We start from the raw sequence: 18,062 nt of genomic DNA, 5'->3' as shown, positions 1-18,062 counted from the left end.
GGTACATTTTACCATATTCCAAGTGCCTTTGAGAACGTTCGCGCTTTAAATCAGTGGAGCTTAGGCAGAAGCGAGGTGCGGCTCCGCTCATCCGTGAACTCATACGCGATGGAATACCCGATGAACAATCCCCATAATAGGAAGAGGCTCAAGTCCGAGTAAAAAGAGTTCCGGTCCATCTGCATGATCGACGGCGTCATCTGGGTCATGGGACCAACAAGAAGGTAGATCAAAGCCCACCATGCCGCTCCGTAGACCAATCCCGGCAAGGGGCCCTTCAGCTTCCGGAGAAGGAGGACGTAGATCAGCGCAGCAATCATGGAGAGAGCGATGAAGCTGGCATAGCCCAAGGCCAAGCCGGTGTAAGTGACCAAGTAAGCATGCTGGAAAAACGGCTCGATCAGAAAGCCCGGCACAATCTCCGTGAAGCTCAAGGCGAATTCGATCAGCTTCACTCCGCCCCAGATCAAGCCTGCGAACAACCCGATGTTCAGCGCATACGTGAATGGGTTCGTCTCCTTCTTCGGTTTGTTGGACCGGTCGATCCGGTTCCGGTATTTGTATTTGGCCCGCAGCATGTGATCCACCCTTTCTTCACTTAGGTTTGGGCCTAGTATGCACCATTACGCGCGCGGCTAAAACCATTGGCATTCGTCCCTTCAATCCGCTACAATAGAGGAAATACATCAAAGTGGGTGAACCGGGTTGTCTCAGAACCAGTCAACGATATACGGCGGACAAGCAGTCATAGAAGGCGTGATGTTCGCGGGACGAACCGCACATGTCACGGCCGTGCGCCGGAAGAATAACGAAATCAGCTTTTTTGAAGTCCCCCGACAGGATAAGGCTTGGGTGAAGCGGCTGGGACGGATCCCCTTTATCCGCGGTTTGGTTGCCATATTGGATGCCAGTGCCAAGGGCTCCCGCCATCTGAACTTCTCGGCGGAGGTCTTCGCAGAGGAGGAGGGGGTGCCGAAGGAAGAGAAGAAGGGCTGGACGGATAACTTAACCATGGTGCTCGGTGTGGCCATTGTGGGCATCCTGTCCTTTGTATTCGGCAAGCTGATCTTCACCCTGGTGCCCGCCATCGTCGAGCAGCTCCTGTTCGGCAAAGCCTTCGACAACAACATCCTTCACAATCTGCTCGAAGGCGGCATAAAAATCCTGCTCCTCATCGTATACATTTATAGCATCTCTCTGACTCCGGTCATCAAGCGCTTGTTCCAATACCACGGCGCCGAGCATAAGGTCATCAGCGCGTATGAGGCAGGGATGGAGCTGACGGTTGAGAACGTCCAGAAATTCAACACCCTGCATTACCGCTGCGGAAGCAGCTTCATCGTCTTAACCGTCCTGATCGGCGTGGTCATCTACTCCTTCTTCCATTACGACAACCTGTGGGAGCGGATGCTCCAGCGCCTGATCCTTCTGCCGTTCGTCATCATGGTGTCGTATGAGTTCCTCCGGTTCACCAACAACCTGAGGGACACGCCGGTGCTGCGGGTTCTGGGTTATCCGGGCCTGTGGCTCCAGCTCTTGACCACCAAGGAACCGGAGGATGCCCAGGTCGAAGTATCCATCGCGTCCTTCAACCGGGTACGGGAATTGGACGCCCAGTTCGAGCAGAGGACTTCATCTTAGGAGGCTGAAGAGTATGCGCAGGCGTTTCTCCTTGTCCGATTACATCGTGTTCGGCTTGCTTGCCATCGGGATCTTGTCCGCATTCGTTACGCATCCTGCTCCCTTCATCATACCGATCCTGGTATTCGGAACCATCTTCCTCCTCTACAAATTTCCTCCCGCCCGCTGGCGCCGCCGAGGCCGTACCACCGTCAAGCGCGGTGCGGACACCCGGCATCGGGACCGAGAGCGCCGGAAGGCCAACTTCCGGGTCATCTACGGCAATAAGCCGGACTCGGAGGACGATCCGCCGCGGTACCATTAAGAGCTTCAAGGAAGGAACGATCAAGCCGCCTGAATCAGGCGGCTTTTTAATTTTTACTTACATATATAACCAGCCGCTGAGACACACTAGTAGCACTCGCTACAAGAAGGAGCATCGTCCCATGAAAGTTCCCCGCAGCCCTCTAGCCGCCGCCTTGTGGTCGGTAGCCATACCGGGGTTTGGTCAACTCTACAACCGCCGCTTCGCCAAAGGACTGATCTTCATCGTTCTGGAGTTCCTCATCAATCTCAACTCACACCTGAACCTGGCGATCTACTATACCTGGCTCTTCGACATTCCGCAGTCCCAGCGCATCATCAATTACGAATGGCTTCTCTTCTATCCATGCGTGTACGTGTTCGGCATATTCGATGCTTACCATGACTGCTGCCAAGACCTGGAACGCCCATACCCACGTCTGCTCGTCGTACCGTTCTTCGCCTCCAGCTTCATCGGAACCATTCTTGTCGTGTTAAGCTCCGGACCCGTCCAAGTCTTAAGCCTGGACCGGATTGGTCCCGTGTTCGTCGGAGTCATTCTCATGCTCTTACTGCTTGGCGGCGGCTCTTGGGCCATCCACCGTTATTCGCCCAAGCCTTAGCCGTTAGACCTTCATCGGCCTCAGGTATTTGGCGCAATTCGCGTTATACACGGTTAGGGACCAACGGTCAAAATATTTGGCCGCCGCTTTCACGCCGGACTCGAACAACTCCTCGCTCTTCTCCTTGGAGATGTCAAAATCGGTCACCTTCACACCGACCGTCGGAATCTTCACGGTCCGAAATCGGCTGGACTCCTCGATATACCGGTCATCATGGGCATCCATCATAGTGCTGAACAGCGCCTGGAACATACTGATGGGTCCGGTAATCTGCTTCGGCGCATTCTCCCCCCGACCGACCAGCTGGAACCCAATGGTGGGAATCGCCTTCTCCTCCGCCGTCTCATGTTCCCGGTCGAAAATCCACAAGGGAAAGTTGCTCAGGATCCCTCCGTCCACCACATAGACGAATTGGCTGCTGAAGGGCTCCCCTTTCTTCAGAGGGGCGTTCCGTTTGCGAAGCATGACCGGATCGAAGAAATAGGGAATGCTCGTGCTCATTCGTATGGCTTTGGATACCGGGAACCGCTTGGGGTCAATTCCGTACTGGACCAGATCGTCCGGCAGCACCATCAGCTTGCTCTGGGTGATGTCGGAGGCGATGATGCGCAGCTGATCCGGAGCCAGATCCCCGAACGTCCGTACCCCTTTGGCCGCCAAAATCTGATGAACCCACGTCTCCAAGGCTTCTCCTGAATATAGGCCCTTCTTCACAAAAACTCTCGCAGCCGGACCGATCCATCGAAACTGATGGACCCAGCTCTTCTGCAGGAAGGAGGAGAAGGGAGTGGCTTCGATCAGCTTCCTCATCTCCTCCCCCGTATAGCCTGCGGCCAGCAGTGCCGCGATAATGGAGCCTGAGGAGGTTCCGGCTACGTGGTAGAACGTGATCCCCCGCCTCTGTGCCTCCGTTACGGCGCCTGCCAAGCCGATTGCCTTCACGCCCCCGCCCTCGAATACCGCATTGATCTTCACGGACATCCCCTCTTCCAGCCGTTCTGGGCCTTCCGTACTGATCTATGTAGGGGCGGGGCTGTCTCATGACTGCTTCCGGCAAAAAAGCAAAACGCCCTCCGGCGTGCGGCCGGAAGGCGTCAATCAGGCGTTCTCATTATCCATTTCAGACCGGATGCTTCGGAGATCCTCCAGCCTCGTGGGCTCGCGGCGGAAGTACTCCACCAAGGTCTCGATGCAGGTGATGGAATCCGTGCTCAGATGATGCTCGATTCCTTCCACATCCCGGTATACGTTCTCCTGCTGAACGCCGATCAGGTGCAGGAATTCCTCCAGCAGCTTGTGGCGGTCCACCAGACGCTTGCCGAGCTTCTTCCCCTTGGAGGTTAAGATCAGCCCGCGGTATTTCTCATAAACCAGATAATTATCCTTGTCCAGCTTCTGGATCATCTTGGTGACGGACGAGGGATGAACCTCCAGCCCTTCGGCTATGTCGGAAACGCGGGCATACCCCTTCTCATCGATGAGCTTGTAGATTCTCTCCAGGTAATCCTCCATGCTGGGTGTAGCGGCCACGCGGATTCCTCCTCTATCCTTTTGGAACGTGCCCCTTCGGCACCTTAGTATGATACCTGAAACAGGAGATTAAAGGCAAGCCTTTCTTGTCTAAATTCCCGTCAAGTGTGAATTTCCCATGACTTTTGAAAGGCTGGAGCAGGAAAACTACACAGAGGGATATCCGCAAATCCCCGTTGAAGGAGGAGTTCTATCCACCATGGCTACCGAGCTGTTAACACGTCCAGCCCCTGGGCTTCAGACGTTCATTCCCGAGCTGGTCTACTTTGAACCTGATGCGTTGAATTACCCCAAGGGCCAGAAAATCATGGAGTGGGCCGAGCAGAACGGCCTGCCCATCCGCATGACCTCCTCTCATAACCGGATCACCAATCTGCCGGGCGAATCGGAGCTGGAAAAATACCGGATCGCCAAGCGAACCCTGGTGGTAGGCATCCGGAAGACCTTGAAGTTCGACCAATCCATGCCGAGCGCCGAGTACGCCATCCCGATCGCTACGGGCTGCATGGCCCACTGCCATTATTGTTATCTTCAGACGACGTTAGGAGCCAAGCCGTATATCCGGGTCTACGTGAACATGGATGATATTCTGAACGCCGCCCAGGGATATCTGGACGAACGGGCTCCGGAGATCACCCGATTCGAGGCAGCCTGTACCTCCGATCCCGTCGGCTTGGAGCACATTACAGGGTCACTGCAGGAGGCCATTGCCTTCATGGCCAAGCAGCCGCTGGGCCGGCTCCGGTTCGTGACCAAGTTCCACCACGTGGAGCCGCTCTTGAACGTTGAGCATAACGGGAACACCCGGATCCGGTTTAGCGTGAACGCCGACTACGTCATCAAGAACTTCGAGCCCGCCACCTCCAGCTTCCTTGACCGCATTGAAGCCGCGGGCAAGATTGCCCGTGCCGGCTACCCATTGGGCTTCATCATTGCGCCGATCATCTGGTTCGAGGGATGGGAAGAAGGCTACGCAGAGCTTCTGAACAAGCTGAAGGCCACGGTACCTCCGGAAGCGGAGAAAACCATGACCTTCGAGTTGATCCAGCACCGGTTCACGAAGACCTCCAAGCGGGTCATTCTGGAGCGTTATCCGAAGACCAAGCTGGAGATGGACGAGGCGAAGCGGAAGTATAAGTGGGGCCGATGGGGACAAGGAAAGTACGTTTATCCCGACGAGCAGGCAACCGCCCTTCGGGAATTCATCACGGAGCAGATCTTCGAGAAGTTTCCGCAATCGTCCATCGATTATTTTACGTAGTCAGAATTGAAGCCAGCTGGGGGTATGGGCGTTGAACCAGATGGTGATGCGCGTCATCCGGTCCGTGTACAGCAGCACGGCGATCACGATCATCACCGCCCCCCCTGCCTTCATCAGCAGGCTGGAATAACGCAGGATCCACTTGGTGGAGCCGATGAAGAAGCCCAATACGATGAACGGAATGGCGAACCCCAGGGAATACATCGTAATAAGAGGCAGCCAAGCCCCTTGTTCCATGGCGGACAGAGCCAGTATGGCGGAGAGAATGGGTCCGACGCAAGGCGACCAGCCCGCGGCGAAACCGACGCCGATCAGGAAGGTGCCGGCATATCCCGCCCGCTTCAATCCCGAACGCCACTTCCATTCCTTCATGAGGAATTGCGGCTGGAAGATGCCCAGCATGAACAGCCCCATGACGAGAATCAACAAGGCCGCCAGCTGCCGGATCAGATCCTTGTGGCCGGCGAAGGCATCGGGAAGCTGTCCAGCCCCCCAAGCCAGGACGAAGAACACCGAAGAGAAGCCCAAGGCGAAAAAGATGGAGTGGAAAAGTGTCTTAAACCGGACGGACCGGGTGTTGTGATTCGAAGCCCTTAGCTCTCCTACGGAGATCCCGGTCATATAGGAGAGGTAGGATGGATACAACGGCAGGCAGCAGGGTGATATAAAGGAAGCGATCCCTGCAAACAATGCCATCCATAGGGTGACGTCCTTCATCTTCGCTTCCTCCCTTCCTTCCATCGATGGTATGGATTAGACGACCTTCAAGCCCCTTTTGACCAAGAGGGTCAGGATCAGCATGGCGATCAAGAGCAGTACGACGGATGCGCCCGGCGCATAATTGCCTACCCCTGCCAGGCAGAGTCCGCCGATGACGCCAATCTCCGAATACACGACGGCGGCCCATACGGCGCCGCGGAAGCTCCGGGCCACCATCAGACTGCTGGCCACCGGGATCGTGATGAGCGCGGATACCAGGAGCGCGCCGACGATCTTGATGGCAACGCTGATGACCAAGGCCGTGAGCATGGTGATGATGATGTTATAGAGGCGAACCGGCAGGCCACTGATGCCCGCAGCATCCTCATCGAACGCCAGCAGGAAGACCTCCTTATGGTTCAACAGCATGAATACGGCGACCATTACGGTCACGGCGGCAACCAGCCATAGATCGAGAGTGTCCAAGGTCAGAATGCTGCCGAACATGTAGCTGGTCACATTCAGGTTGAAGTTCTTGCCCATTGTGAACAGGAAGGCAGCCAAGGCTACCCCTCCGGACATGATGATGGCGATGGAGAGCTCCGCATAGGTCCGGTAGGTTCGGCGCAGCTTCTCAATGGCGAAGGACGCCAGCAGGGCGAAGATCAGCCCCATGGCGACCGGATAGACGTGAATGATGAACCCCAGCGCCACACCCGCAATAGAAACGTGGGAAAGCGTATCCCCGATCATGGACAATCTCCGCAATACCAGGAATATGCCGAGCAGGGGGGCGGTTATGCCGATGAGAATGCCTCCGATCAGCGCCCTCTGAAAAAATAATTCCGTGAAAATATCCACACCGCTCTCTCCTTACCACGCCTCGATTTGTTCCCGGAGACCCTTCAGCGAATGCGTAAGGCTCGTTTCCGCGCAATTCTGCGGATCATGGGTATGCTTGACGTAAAATTTCAGCTTGCCCGAGGTCTCCACCGGACCGGTGCCGATGTAATCCTCCAGCATATCGATATCATGGGATACCATCAGAAACGTAATGGCATGATGCTGGTGCATATGCCGGATCAGCCGGAAGAAGCCTTCCTGTGTCTCCGCATCGATGCCTACCGTCGGCTCGTCAAGAATGAGCAGCTCCGGATTGTTGATCAGCGCCCGGGCCAGGAATACCCGCTGCTGCTGACCGCCCGACAGCTGTCCGATCCGGCGGTCCTGCAGATCCTCGATTCCCATGACCTCCAGCGCGTCCGCACACTTCTGATGGTCCTGCCGGGTGATCCGCTTGAACAGCTTCTTCCTCCCGTATAGACCCGAGAGCACCACCTCCCGGACCGTGGCCGGAAAGAGGGGGTTGAAGGCATTCTTCTGCGGCACGTAGCCGATGCGGTCCCAACCGTTAAAGGAGGAATGGGGCTGCCCGAACAGACGGACCTCCCCTGAGGTGGGCTTCAAGAGACCGACGATCATGCGGAGCAGCGTTGTCTTGCCGGCGCCGTTCCGGCCTACAAGACCGACGAAGTCTCTCTGAAGCACCTGAAAGTTCAAATCCTGGATCACATTCTTATTCTCATAGGAAAAGGTCACGTTCGATAGCGTCACCACGGGCTCGTGGCAGTGACCCGGCGTCTCCTGAAGCGGATTCATCGGTACGTCTCCTTTAAACTCACAACTGACGCGCATTGCGCGGCAACCTTTATTGTAAAGCTTTCACAAGATTTTGCAAATTGTTCTCCATGATGGAGAAATAATCGTCACCGGCCTTCGTTTGGGCATCCGTCAGCCCTTCCAGCGGGTTCAGGACCAGGGTCTCGGTCTTCGCATCCTTGGCCAGCGTCTTCGCCAGCTTGTCGGAGACCAGCTCCTCGAAGAAGATGTACTTGACCCCGTTCTTCTTGACGAAATCGTTGATCTCCTTCATATCCTGGGCCGTCGGCTCCGAATCCGCCGTCAATCCCATGATGGGCATCTGGGTCAAACCGTAATCCTTGCACAGATAAGCGAAGGAATCGTGGGAGACGACGATGGACTTGTTCGGCACCTTCGACAGCTCGGTCTTGTACTTCTGGTCCAGTTGGTCGAGACGGGCCAGCAGCTGCTTGTAATTCGCCTCATAGTCAGCCTGGTGGGCGGAATCCACTTGAACGAGACCGTTCTTCACGTTCTCCGCCATCTTCTTAGCATTGGAGATGCTGAGCCAGGAGTGCGGGTCGTAGCCGGATTCGTGGCCGTGCTCCTTCTCGTCGTGCTTCTTCTCGTCTTGCTTCTTCTCCTCATGCTTCTTCTCCTCCGCATGATCCGCCGGAAGAAGGGCTGCGCCTGCGCTGGCCTCCACCACCAGCACCTTGGCATCCTTCTTCTTGCTCTCGAGAAGCTCATCCACCCAACCCTCGAAGCCGGCACCTTGATAGATGAACAGATCCGCTTGATTAATCCGGGAGATGTCCTTGCTCTTCGGTGTCCAATCGTGGGGCTCTACACCGGATGGGACGGCATTAACCACATGAACCTGCCCTCCTCCGATCTTCTGGGTGAAGTCATACAGCGGATAAAAACTGGTGACGACGTTGATCTTGCCTTCGGTCAGCTGGATTTGGGAGCCGCCGCAGCCGGCCAGCAGCGAGGAGCTCAGAATGACGGTTGCGGCCGTCCATACAGCCGTGCGGAATGTTGATTTCAAAGGGACCACCTGTCCTTCGGTTATTATTTGTTATAAAGTGGTAAATCGTAATCCTTATTATTACGGTCTTGATTATAAAATCCAGGCCCAGCCCTGTCAACCCGTACTCGCAAAAAAACCTTGCACCGTCTCCACAAAGACGTGCAAGGCCCATCCTGCCGACATACCGCCGGGACAGACGTCTGACGGCTACTCCGTTCCCTTGGCCCATGGAGAATACAGGGTCCGGGAGGTCCGGCGTATCGTCCCCTCCACTTTAACCTCCAGCTTGGCGTCCGGGAGAAGCTCCTCCTCCCAATCGCCCTTTACCTGCTTCCACAGTTTGGGATTCTGGTCTGCCAACGCATTGCCGAAGCCCATAATATCGCTGTGCAGCTTCACCGATGCCTTGGAATAGGCGGCTTCCACCTCTTCCCGGACGATCTTGGCGAAGCCTTCCTCCAGACGGACTAACAGCTCGTCGTCCGTATGCTCGAAGCTGCTGTTGCGGTCCCCGATATTGACATTCGCCTTGATATACAGCTTCAAGTGCGCTCTGCCGCCCTCTATGGAAACCTCTTTCCGGCTCTTGAGTCCTCCGATGAGCTCCAGGGAAATACGGCTGTTCCCGTCGCCGCTGGGCACCGCAACGATGGTCGACTTGAGCATCTGATTCGCCCACAGGAGCCCCCGGGTTTCCCTCTCATTCAGAAAGCCCGTCAGCTTGGAATCCCGGAATACCGCAGTCCCTTCCGTGTAGACGATGGGACTCTGTTCCGGACCGCTGGAGCTGGGGGATTTGATCCCCGCTACCTTCTTGTCATATTCACTCTGCTCCATCAGCTTCATGACCGGCAGGTAGGGCTGTCCACCGGCCGGCTCCGCCAGCATCCGGTTGAAATCCGCAAAGTTGACATTCGCCGCATTCCCGACCATAACCGAATTTTTGATCAGCTCTGCCAAATAATTCGCCGGGATGGACGTGAACTGCGTCTTGCTCTCCATCACATCCTTCGCCTTGCCCTTCACGACGGCGATCTGGGAGGTGCCGCGAAGCTCCGGATCCATGGAGAAGAAATCCAGATATTTCTCCACGCCTGCCTTAGCCGCCTCTTCGCCCAGGACGTAGATCTGGGTATGGCCCCAGAAGAGCTTCCGCCCCGCTGCCCGGATATAGTTCCGGATCGCTTGGAAGGCCGTCTCCCCCTTGACGCTGATCGTCTTCACCTTTTCCTCCTGTCCTGCTCCTCTCGGCTTCATGGCCTCCAGCGTCGGACTCTGGATGGTCAATGCCAGCTTCCCGTCCTCCGCGATGTCGATGCCGACGGCTACCACGTAATCTACCTGCTCCGGCTCCCTCCGGTTCCAGCAGCCTGTCAGCAGCAGCAGGATCAGAGCCGACACGGACAGCGTCCGGATCATGGCGAACCGCCTCCCGAGGATCGGCTCGCCTTGAGGCGGGCCAGACCGTACAGCACCAGGATCGTGACGGTCCCGTATACCGGATAAGTCAAGGCTTTGAATTGCTCGAAGCGGAACACGGCTTGGAGCAGATTTTGCGGGAGAAGTGCCAGATAGAAGATGATGATCGAGATCGGCAGCATTAACGGACGGTAGCTCTCCAGCTTGAACCAGCTCTGAAGGCCGACGCAGCAGGCATACATGGTCAAGGCTCCCTTCGTCAGGTTGACGAAGACGAATACGGCCAGGAAGACGCTCTCGATATGCTCGATGAAATTGAACAGACTGATGTTCCGGACCATCTCAATAGTTGGAAAGGAGAGCCGGGAGGAGAACGCCACCCCGAAGTTGCCCAGGCACAGCCAATATACGCTCAAAAACAGGACTCCCACCGTTCCGTTCACGATGTGCAGGGAGCGTACCGTATGCTTCGGATTCCTGATCCGGTTGGCGGCATAGAGCAGAATGCCTATCTCCAGATAAGAGGAATATACCGCCATACTGCCACGAAGCAATCCTGACATCCCCGAATCAAACAAGGGGGTGATGCGGGACAGATCCACCTTATTGCCAGACATGAAGAAGATCAGGCTTAAGATTACGAGCGCCATCGGCAAGATGATCTCGGCGAACAAGCCGATGGCGGCCACCCCTCCGGACACCATCCAGTATCTCAGCAGCAAGACCAACACGAGCATGGCCTCTAAGGGGGTTTCTGGAAGAATCAGCGTCACGAAGAGCTCGATTACCAGTCGTACGACAAAGGCGGAATACAACAGGGTCGGAAGCAGAAAAAGAAGCAGTGTCAGGACCGGCCCCAGCCGCTTGCCGAACAGCCCGTGCAAATAAGCGATGAAGTCCTTCTCCCCCTGGTTCTGCAGAACCTTCCCGAAGACTACGCTGTAGCCGGCGAAGAGGACCATGGCCAGCAGAATGCTGAGCCAGCCCGTATGCAAGGACTGCTCGGACAAGATACGGGGCAGCGAGATGAACAAGGTTCCGAACACATAGAAGATCGATAACACGATCAGCTGCTTCTGGGTCAGTTTGCCCAGATCCATGTTGCCGCCTCCGTTCCATCATTTCTGTAGCTAACGTCTAGGATCTGCGCTGTCTGTCCAGGGGACGGATATATTCCTGCCGGAATCGAAGCATGAAGGAAGGCTTCTTCAGGAAGACGGAATCGTCCAGGTTCTCCCAGCGGGACGGACGGAAGGGCTCCATATATCCCACTCCGAGAGGGCGCAAGGATATCAAGTGAATCAGAATGGCAGCGAAGCTGAACACCAGTCCGAAGATGCCGAAGGTGGCCGCCATGAACATGATGGGGAAGCGCAGCAGCCGGATCGTCACGGAGGTGTTATAGCTCGGAATGACGAAGGAGCCGATGGCCGTAAAGGAGACGATGATGGTCAGCACCGGCCCCACCAGTCCCGCCTCCACGGCGGATTGACCGATGACCAGCGCACCGACGATGCCAATGGTCTGTCCCATATTGCCGGGCAGACGAAGGCTGGCCTCCCGCAGCAGCTCGAAGCTGGTCTCCATGAGCAGGGCCTCCACCAGGACGGGAAACGGGACGCCGACCCGATTGGCTGCAATGGAGAGCATCAGCTGGCTCGGGAGCATCTCCTGATGGAAGTTCACCAGCGCGATGAAGACCGACGGCAGGAACAGCGCGATCATGAGGGCCAGGAGCCGGATCCAGCGGATGAAGGTGGAGGTCATGAATTTGCCGTAATAGTCCTCCGGCGAGTAGAGAAAGGAGGAGAAGGTGCCCGGCATGGACATCGCATAGGGCGTGCCGTCCACCAGCACCGCCACCTTGCCTTCCATGATGGCCGCCACCGTCTTATCCACCCGTTCACTGAACATCAGCTGGGGAAAGGGAGAGAATGGATTGTCCTCCAGATACTCCTCGATCTCTCCCCCTTCCATGACCGAATCCACCTTGATGGCTTGCAGCCGGCGGCGGACCTCCTTCACGATGGAAGGATGGGCCACATGCTTCAGATACAGGATGGAGATGTCCGTCAGACTCCTCGTGCCGATCTGTAGTCCCTCCACCGCCAAACCCGGATCCTTGATCCGCCGGCGGATCAGCGCCGTATTCACCCGCAGCACCTCGTTGAAGGCATCCTGGGGACCACGGACGATCGGCTCCACGATGGTTTCGCCGACCTTGCGGTGCTCCCATCCTTCCGTAGACACCGCCAGACCCTCCGGCTGTCCGTCTACGAAGATCAGCGTACTGCTGTAGAGGAGAGCATGCAGCAGTCTGGCGATGGACCGGTAGCGCTTGATATTGGTGGCGACGATCCTCTTCTCCAACGTATCCATACCGGAATCAGGCATCACCCGTTCCGCCATCGATTGGAGGATGAACTGGTGGACGATCTGCTTATCCGCCAGACCGTCGATGTACAAGACGGCGGCGGGAACGGTGCGCCCTCCCTCCACCTGCAGGACGGTCCGCTTCACGACCAAGTCCGACGCAAGCTTCAGTACGGAACCGAAATACTGCAAGGTCTCATCGAGCGAGGTACCGATCTCGCCGTCCGGGAAATTCTCCAATGCTTCCACCGTGTTCGGATTGTTCGACTTGGAGGGCTTCGGCTGCTTCGTCCACCATCTCATACCGACGTACCGCCTGTAGCCTGGAAGAGAACCTCCATCGCCCGGTCCATCCACCGGGCAATCAACGGAAGCCAATCCAAATAATCCATGATGCCAAGGCTAAGTCCTGCCGTGGCCAGAACAAGGTACGCCCTCTTTTCCTTCTTGCGGTCAGGCTTGGCCCCGCTCTCCCGATCCTTCACTGCGTATGGAAAAAAGGCAGCCAGCAGCCCGAGCAGGAATACAAGCTTCAGGATCTTCATGGAGCCCCACCCTTTTCCTTTTTGATGAGTAGTGTGAGCCGCAAGCCGCCTCCTTTATGCGTAAGAACAGGAGAAAAAGGAAAAGAGCCCCTCGAAGGAGGGACTCATCTGAAATTCTCTTCCATTATTTGACGATGGAACCGACCGGAATGTCCTCGGCTACGGTAGCCAACGTCAGCTGATCCCCCTGGGAGGCTGCCAGAATCATCCCTTGGGACAGCTCGCCGCGCAGCTTCACCGGCTTTAGATTGGTGACGCAGATGACCTTGCGGCCCACCATCTGCTCCGGGGTGTAGAACTTGGCGATGCCTGAGACGACTTGGCGGGTCTCGCTGCCGAGGTCCAACTGCAGCTTCAGCAGCTTATCCGCCCCCTTCACCGGCTCCGCCGCCGTTACCTGTGCCACGCGCAGCTCCACCTTGAAGAAATCGTCGATGGAGATTTCCGCAGCTTCAGCAGCCGGTGCCTCGGACTTGGCGGCCGGTGCAGCAGGAGCCGGAGCGGCTGCCGGAGCAGTACCGCCGCTCATCGCCTGGGTAATGTAGGCGGTCTCGGCTTCGGCGTCCAGACGCGGGAAGATTGGATCGCCTTTCACCAGGCGGGTGCCCGGCTTCAACAGGCCGAAGACGGCGGTGCTTTCCCATGCGGTCAAGTCCCCGGCAGCAATGCCGAGCTGAGCCCAGATCTTGGACGGGGTCAGCGTCAGGAACGGCTGCAGCAGCACGGAGACGATCCGCAGGCTCTCCGCCAGGTGGTACATGACGGAGCCCAGCACGGCCCGGTTGCTCTCGTCCTTGGCCAGAGCCCAAGGCGCGGTCTCGTCGATATACTTGTTGGTGCGGCTCACCAGAGCGGTGATGGCAGTCAAGGCCACGGAGAATTCCATGGACTCCAGCGCTTCTTCGGCTTTGGCCACCGTGTTGGCGGCCGTCTCGCGGAGGAGAGCGTCATAAGGCGTGGCGCCTTCCACATAAGCCGGCAGCTCTCCGCCGAAGTACTTATCGATCATGGCGACGGTCCGGTTCAGCAGATTGCCCAGGTCGTTGGCCAGATCGGAGTTGACCCGCTCCACGAAGCTCTCTGGGGTGAACGTGCCGTCGGAGCCGAAGGGCACCTCGCGCAGCAGGTAATAGCGGAGCGCATCCAGACCATAGCGGTCGATCAGGGTCACGGGGTCCACCACATTGCCCTTGGACTTGGACATTTTGCCGTCCTTCATGAGAAGCCAACCGTGGCCGAACACCTTCTTCGGCAGGGGCAGGCCCAGCGCCATCAGCATGATGGGCCAGTAGATGGTATGGAATCGGACGATCTCCTTGCCGACCAGATGGACATCCGCCGGCCAGTAATTCCGGTACAAGGACTCATCCTCCGAGCCGTAGCCCAGGGCGGAGATATAGTTGGACAGGGCGTCGATCCATACATAGATGACGTGCTTCGGATCGCCGGGCACCTTGACGCCCCATTCGAAGCTGCTGCGGGAGACGGACAGGTCCTCCAGTCCGGGCTTGATGAAATTGTTGATCATCTCGTTCTTCCGGGACTCCGGCTGGATGAACTCCGGATTCTGCTCGTAATATTCGAGCAGCCGGTCCGCGTATTTGCTCATGCGGAAGAAATAGCTGTCTTCCTTCACTTTTTCCACGGGACGGTTGCAGTCCGGACAATTGCCGTTCACCAGCTGGCGCTCCAGGATGTAGGATTCGCAGGGCACGCAGTACCAGCCCTCATAGGTGTCGCGGTAGATGTCCCCCTGCTCGAGAAGCTGGGCGAAGATCTTCTGGACGGCTGCCTTGTGCCGCTCATCCGTCGTCCGGATGAAGTCGTCGTACGAGATGTCCAGCTTCTTCCACAGGTCCTTGATGCCCGTTACGATGCCGTCGACGAAATCCTTGGGCGACACGCCCTTCTCCTTCGCCTTCTGCTCGATCTTCTGGCCATGCTCGTCCGTACCGGTCAGATAGCGGACGTCAAAGCCGCGCAGCCGCTTGTATCGGGCCATGGCATCCCCCGCCACCGTCGTGTAGGCGTGTCCGATATGCAGCTTGTCGCTGGGGTAATAGATCGGGGTCGTGATGTAAAAGGTCTTCTTTCCATTCGTGCTCATCGCTTCAGCTCCTCCTTGGGTTCAAACCGCCAGACCGTCTCTTGGACAAACAAAAAAACCCCCGTCCGTCTTGGGACGAGAGTCTGCTCACGTGGTACCACCCAGGTTCCCCCGGCCTTGCGGCGATCGGGGCTCTGCCAGCGGGCCGTACTCGAGACGGGCAACCGGAGTTGTGCGTCCAAGCGGAATCCGCTGTCTTCCGTTAACGCCGGAATCCGCGCCGTTCCCTTACCGTGCGGCGCAATGCCAAGCAGCGGCTCGAAAACAGGTTCTCCAGGACCATCTTCCGAAGCGCCCCTGCACCGGCTCCCACCATTCCCGGCTCTCTGAAGCAGGCTCGTTCTCCGTACTTATCCCTTCACCGAAGGTTGTCATACAATTATCCACAATATAGCGAAAAAGCCCGGCGGTGTCAAGGCTTCCACCTTCCCTTGGGAGGCACCTCGTCGATGCCCCCCGGATGGAACGGGTGGCACTTGCAGATCCGGACCGCCGACAGAATGGAGCCCTTCAGCGCGCCGTGGACCTCTATGGCCTCCAGGGCATATTGGGAGCACGTCGGGTAGAACCGGCAGGTCGGCGGCTTCAGCGGAGACAGGAACTTCCGGTAGAACCGGACCGGCGCCTGAGCCACCCTCTTCATCTTGCCTCCTCCGCCGGCTTGCAGTCCTTGCAGTAGCCATACACCTCGAACTTGTGCTTCACGGCCTCGAAGCCGTCTGGCAGTTCACCGGCCTGCTCCATGGGACAATAGACCAATGGGTACGTTTTCAAGCACTGCATGCAGATGATATGGTGATGGTGCTCCTTCTCCTGGCAGTGTACCCGGAACTTGATGCCGTCCTCGAAGACGAACTGCTCCAGCACGCCCATCTCATGCATGACGCGCAGATTCCGGTACACGGTGTCGAAGCTGAGCCCCGAATAGATCTTGCCCATATGGTCGTATACGTCCTTGGGCGTCAGATAGCCGTCCGCCTTGGCGAACAAGGCCGCCAGGGAACGCCTCTGGTCCGTTATGCGCATGCCCTGCTTGGACATGGCTTCGATAATCTGTTCCGCTTTCAACTTGGGAAGCGCCTCCGTCTATATGCATACTCTCTTCCACCATCATGCACCATAATCGGCCGGCGCGTCAATCCAAGAGCGGGCAGGCTTGTCTATAGAAAAAAAAGGCCGCCCGGCATACCGGGACGGACCATGCCGAATCCCTTCATGCGGGCGGTTCAAGTGAGGATAACTATATGGGGAAAACAATGGAAACAAAGGTAATGCTGAAGCTTCAAATGCATCGCTGCTCAGTGACTGATAATGATTATCACTTACAGACATTAGATTACCTGATTCCCAAACGAATGTCAATTTCTTTTATCCGATCCGGCAAATTTTCCTGCGAAGACTTGAAAAATCTGTGAATCCGGCATTGCGCTATTAACTGATAATTATTCTCACCAACTTCACTAAAACGCTTCCTCACCCTCAGCTGGTATGGAGCGGCCTCCCCTTGTCCAAACTGGAAATCAGCAGCTTATGGGAGGTCAAGACATGCGAGCGTCAGCGTATAAGACTGCGGGTCAGATTCAATTGCGGAAGCGGCTTCTCCGGCACACGTCCGGCGGCCCCCGCCGGTTGTCCATGTACCGGATGTTCCGGAGCCGGGAGTTCCAGGAGCTGTGCGAGTTCTACCTGGAGGGAATCGGAATCCGGCGCTTCGAACAATTTATGGAGTTCGCCCTGCAGCTGGAGAAAACCTTCGAGCAGCAAGCCCGGTAGCCGCCGGCTCCAAGGGCACATCCCACGTAAAAAGGCTGTCCTATCAAGAGGACAGCCTTTCACATCTTCAAGCTCCAAAACTCAGGCTCAGGTAGCTGAGCGTTCCCATCTCATAGCTCCGGTGAATGACCTCCGTCCGGCCTTCCGGCTGGGCGCTGCCGGCCGCCAGGAACAAGGGCACGAAGTGCTCCTCCCGCGGCACCGCGTCCTTGGCATGGGGAGCCAGCTCCTCATAACGGAACAGGTCCTTCCAATTGCGCTCCTCCAGCTTCCCGATCAGCCAGTCGTCGAAGGCAACCGCCCAAGCCTCCGGCGCGCTGTCGCGGGGCATCCCCCAGCGGACTTTGCGGAGATTGTGGACGGTTACTCCGCTGCCCATCACCAGAATATCCTCTTGTCCCAGCTCTCTCAGCGCTTCCCCGATCCGGTACTGCTCTTCGGGGGCCAAGTGCGGATTAACGGAGAGCTGGACCACGGGAATATCCGCCTCCGGGTACATGCGGGACAAGGGAACCCATGAGCCGTGGTCCAGCCCCCGGTCCTTCATTCGGACTTCGATGCCCTTCCCCTTGAGCAGCTCGGCCACGCGGGCGGCCAACGCGGGGTCTCCGGGAGCCGGATACCGAATCGCGTACAGCTCAGGCGGGAAGCCTCCGAAATCATAGATCGTATCGAACGCTCCGTCCGGCGAAGAGACCGACAGCGTCTCCTCCTCCCAATGGGCGGTAAAAATGACGATGGCCTTAGGCCGAACATGACGGCCCAGCTCTTCCAGGAAACGGGTGACTTCGTTATGCTCCACAGCCATCATCGGAGAGCCGTGGGCGATAAACAAGGGAGATATCATCTTGGTTCAACCCCTTCACATTAATCATTAAGTTACTTTATGTTAGTTAGTATAATACTTTCAGCAACTTGGTGTCAATTGCATTTCCATTCCACCACCCGCACGTCTATCCCCCCTATTGTTCACCGAATTACCCGATTGGCCGCAAGTCATAACCACCGGCTTAGCCGGTGGCTTCCATTAGCCCTATAAGGGCATGTTACTAGCCGGCGCCTAAAGGCGCTCTGAAATGGCTGCCAACCGCGTGGGTTCACGGGCGAGCCCCTGAAAAGGGGCCTCGTTACCTGC

The 18,062-nt window shown here is 57.0% G+C and carries 20 protein-coding genes; 5 read left to right on the top strand and 15 right to left on the bottom strand.

The window, feature by feature from the left end; translation table 11 throughout:
* Positions 1-50 precede the first annotated feature (50 nt).
* Entirely contained in the window at positions 51-578 is a 528-nt protein-coding gene (locus ACSEXW_RS24345) for a YqhR family membrane protein (protein WP_438448790.1), read from the bottom strand.
* Positions 579-759: 181 nt separating this feature from the next.
* On the opposite strand from ACSEXW_RS24345, the gene ACSEXW_RS24340 reads away from it, so the two are divergent.
* The 3 genes from ACSEXW_RS24340 to ACSEXW_RS24330 all read left to right on the top strand — a co-directional run bounded on the left by ACSEXW_RS24340 (position 760) and on the right by ACSEXW_RS24330 (position 2,546).
* A complete protein-coding gene (locus ACSEXW_RS24340) occupies positions 760-1,641 on the top strand; it encodes a DUF1385 domain-containing protein (RefSeq protein WP_438448789.1) in 882 nt (293 codons plus the stop codon).
* 13 nt (positions 1,642-1,654) lie between these two features.
* Positions 1,655-1,945 (top strand): hypothetical protein, encoded by a 291-nt coding sequence (locus tag ACSEXW_RS24335; RefSeq protein ID WP_438448788.1) that lies wholly within the window; start codon positions 1,655-1,657, stop codon positions 1,943-1,945.
* Between the two features lie 121 nt (positions 1,946-2,066).
* Entirely contained in the window at positions 2,067-2,546 is a 480-nt protein-coding gene (locus tag ACSEXW_RS24330; RefSeq protein ID WP_438448787.1) for a hypothetical protein, read from the top strand.
* Positions 2,547-2,549: 3 nt separating this feature from the next.
* Here ACSEXW_RS24330 and ACSEXW_RS24325 read toward each other — a convergent pair whose 3' ends face one another.
* Both ACSEXW_RS24325 and mntR read right to left on the bottom strand, forming a co-directional pair.
* Positions 2,550-3,527 carry a patatin-like phospholipase family protein gene (locus ACSEXW_RS24325; protein ID WP_438448786.1) on the bottom strand — a complete coding sequence of 326 codons (978 nt, stop codon included), beginning with the start codon at positions 3,525-3,527 and terminating at the stop codon, positions 2,550-2,552.
* Positions 3,528-3,644: 117 nt separating this feature from the next.
* A complete protein-coding gene (gene mntR / locus ACSEXW_RS24320; RefSeq protein WP_438448860.1) occupies positions 3,645-4,058 on the bottom strand; it encodes a transcriptional regulator MntR in 414 nt (137 codons plus the stop codon).
* Between the two features lie 217 nt (positions 4,059-4,275).
* Here mntR and splB point away from each other — a divergent pair, with 217 nt between their 5' ends.
* A complete protein-coding gene (splB, locus tag ACSEXW_RS24315) occupies positions 4,276-5,337 on the top strand; it encodes a spore photoproduct lyase (RefSeq protein WP_438448785.1) in 1,062 nt (353 codons plus the stop codon).
* Here splB and ACSEXW_RS24310 read toward each other — a convergent pair whose 3' ends face one another.
* The 11 genes from ACSEXW_RS24310 to ACSEXW_RS24260 form a co-directional block, all read right to left on the bottom strand.
* Positions 5,338-6,054 carry a cytochrome c biogenesis CcdA family protein gene (locus tag ACSEXW_RS24310; protein WP_438448784.1) on the bottom strand — a complete coding sequence of 239 codons (717 nt, stop codon included), beginning with the start codon at positions 6,052-6,054 and terminating at the stop codon, positions 5,338-5,340.
* A 36-nt stretch (positions 6,055-6,090) separates the two neighbouring features.
* Entirely contained in the window at positions 6,091-6,897 is an 807-nt protein-coding gene (locus ACSEXW_RS24305; RefSeq protein WP_438448783.1) for a metal ABC transporter permease, read from the bottom strand.
* A 12-nt stretch (positions 6,898-6,909) separates the two neighbouring features.
* Positions 6,910-7,695, bottom strand: coding sequence for a metal ABC transporter ATP-binding protein (locus ACSEXW_RS24300; RefSeq protein ID WP_438448782.1), 786 nt, complete (start codon positions 7,693-7,695; stop codon positions 6,910-6,912).
* 49 nt (positions 7,696-7,744) lie between these two features.
* Positions 7,745-8,737, bottom strand: a complete 993-nt coding sequence (locus tag ACSEXW_RS24295; RefSeq protein WP_438448781.1) for a metal ABC transporter substrate-binding protein — start codon at positions 8,735-8,737, stop codon at positions 7,745-7,747.
* 180 nt (positions 8,738-8,917) lie between these two features.
* Positions 8,918-10,129 carry a Ger(x)C family spore germination protein gene (locus ACSEXW_RS24290; protein ID WP_438448780.1) on the bottom strand — a complete coding sequence of 404 codons (1,212 nt, stop codon included), beginning with the start codon at positions 10,127-10,129 and terminating at the stop codon, positions 8,918-8,920.
* A complete protein-coding gene (locus tag ACSEXW_RS24285; RefSeq protein WP_438448779.1) occupies positions 10,126-11,229 on the bottom strand; it encodes a GerAB/ArcD/ProY family transporter in 1,104 nt (367 codons plus the stop codon). The genes ACSEXW_RS24290 and ACSEXW_RS24285 overlap by 4 nt, the downstream gene beginning before the upstream one ends.
* Before the next feature lie 37 nt (positions 11,230-11,266).
* Positions 11,267-12,805, bottom strand: a complete 1,539-nt coding sequence (locus tag ACSEXW_RS24280; protein ID WP_438448778.1) for a spore germination protein — start codon at positions 12,803-12,805, stop codon at positions 11,267-11,269.
* The gene (locus ACSEXW_RS24275) at positions 12,802-13,047 is read right to left on the bottom strand and encodes a hypothetical protein (RefSeq protein WP_438448777.1); all 246 of its coding nucleotides are present in this window, start codon (positions 13,045-13,047) and stop codon (positions 12,802-12,804) included. Before ACSEXW_RS24275 ends, ACSEXW_RS24280 begins: the two co-directional genes overlap by 4 nt.
* 124 nt (positions 13,048-13,171) lie before the next feature.
* Entirely contained in the window at positions 13,172-15,154 is a 1,983-nt protein-coding gene (gene metG, locus ACSEXW_RS24270; RefSeq protein ID WP_438448776.1) for a methionine--tRNA ligase, read from the bottom strand.
* 412 nt (positions 15,155-15,566) lie between these two features.
* Positions 15,567-15,797, bottom strand: coding sequence for a membrane protein insertion efficiency factor YidD (gene yidD, locus ACSEXW_RS24265; protein WP_438448775.1), 231 nt, complete (start codon positions 15,795-15,797; stop codon positions 15,567-15,569).
* Positions 15,794-16,222, bottom strand: coding sequence for a Fur family transcriptional regulator (locus ACSEXW_RS24260; RefSeq protein ID WP_438448774.1), 429 nt, complete (start codon positions 16,220-16,222; stop codon positions 15,794-15,796). The genes yidD and ACSEXW_RS24260 overlap by 4 nt, the downstream gene beginning before the upstream one ends.
* 477 nt (positions 16,223-16,699) lie before the next feature.
* Here ACSEXW_RS24260 and ACSEXW_RS24255 point away from each other — a divergent pair, with 477 nt between their 5' ends.
* A complete protein-coding gene (locus tag ACSEXW_RS24255; RefSeq protein WP_438448773.1) occupies positions 16,700-16,927 on the top strand; it encodes a hypothetical protein in 228 nt (75 codons plus the stop codon).
* Between the two features lie 67 nt (positions 16,928-16,994).
* Here the strand turns inward: ACSEXW_RS24255 and ACSEXW_RS24250 are convergent, their stop codons facing one another.
* Complete coding sequence (locus ACSEXW_RS24250) at positions 16,995-17,774, bottom strand: DODA-type extradiol aromatic ring-opening family dioxygenase (protein WP_438448772.1); 780 nt, start codon at positions 17,772-17,774, stop codon at positions 16,995-16,997.
* Positions 17,775-18,062: the final 288 nt, after the last annotated feature.

The organism is Oryzibacillus soli (assembly GCF_051594765.1).
Classification (GTDB): Bacteria; Bacillota; Bacilli; order Paenibacillales; family NBRC-103111; genus Paenibacillus_AR.
Note: the sequence above shows the minus strand (reverse complement) of the source record. Positions and strands in the feature narration are given on the sequence as shown.

Bases quoted from the DNA above. Each gene is read 5' to 3' on its own strand.
- ACSEXW_RS24345 (WP_438448790.1), bottom strand. From the start codon at position 578: ATGCTGCGGGCCAAATACAAATACCGGAACCGGATCGACCGGTCCAAC.
- ACSEXW_RS24340 (WP_438448789.1), top strand. From the start codon at position 760: ATGTTCGCGGGACGAACCGCACATGTCACGGCCGTGCGCCGGAAGAAT.
- ACSEXW_RS24335 (WP_438448788.1), top strand. From the start codon at position 1,655: ATGCGCAGGCGTTTCTCCTTGTCCGATTACATCGTGTTCGGCTTGCTT.
- ACSEXW_RS24330 (WP_438448787.1), top strand. From the start codon at position 2,067: ATGAAAGTTCCCCGCAGCCCTCTAGCCGCCGCCTTGTGGTCGGTAGCC.
- ACSEXW_RS24325 (WP_438448786.1), bottom strand. From the start codon at position 3,527: ATGTCCGTGAAGATCAATGCGGTATTCGAGGGCGGGGGCGTGAAGGCA.
- mntR (WP_438448860.1), bottom strand. From the start codon at position 4,058: ATGGAGGATTACCTGGAGAGAATCTACAAGCTCATCGATGAGAAGGGG.
- splB (WP_438448785.1), top strand. From the start codon at position 4,276: ATGGCTACCGAGCTGTTAACACGTCCAGCCCCTGGGCTTCAGACGTTC.
- ACSEXW_RS24310 (WP_438448784.1), bottom strand. From the start codon at position 6,054: ATGAAGGACGTCACCCTATGGATGGCATTGTTTGCAGGGATCGCTTCC.
- ACSEXW_RS24300 (WP_438448782.1), bottom strand. From the start codon at position 7,695: ATGAATCCGCTTCAGGAGACGCCGGGTCACTGCCACGAGCCCGTGGTG.
- ACSEXW_RS24290 (WP_438448780.1), bottom strand. From the start codon at position 10,129: ATGATCCGGACGCTGTCCGTGTCGGCTCTGATCCTGCTGCTGCTGACA.
- ACSEXW_RS24285 (WP_438448779.1), bottom strand. From the start codon at position 11,229: ATGGATCTGGGCAAACTGACCCAGAAGCAGCTGATCGTGTTATCGATC.
- ACSEXW_RS24280 (WP_438448778.1), bottom strand. From the start codon at position 12,805: ATGAGATGGTGGACGAAGCAGCCGAAGCCCTCCAAGTCGAACAATCCG.
- ACSEXW_RS24275 (WP_438448777.1), bottom strand. From the start codon at position 13,047: ATGAAGATCCTGAAGCTTGTATTCCTGCTCGGGCTGCTGGCTGCCTTT.
- metG (WP_438448776.1), bottom strand. From the start codon at position 15,154: ATGAGCACGAATGGAAAGAAGACCTTTTACATCACGACCCCGATCTAT.
- yidD (WP_438448775.1), bottom strand. From the start codon at position 15,797: ATGAAGAGGGTGGCTCAGGCGCCGGTCCGGTTCTACCGGAAGTTCCTG.
- ACSEXW_RS24255 (WP_438448773.1), top strand. From the start codon at position 16,700: ATGCGAGCGTCAGCGTATAAGACTGCGGGTCAGATTCAATTGCGGAAG.
- ACSEXW_RS24250 (WP_438448772.1), bottom strand. From the start codon at position 17,774: ATGATATCTCCCTTGTTTATCGCCCACGGCTCTCCGATGATGGCTGTG.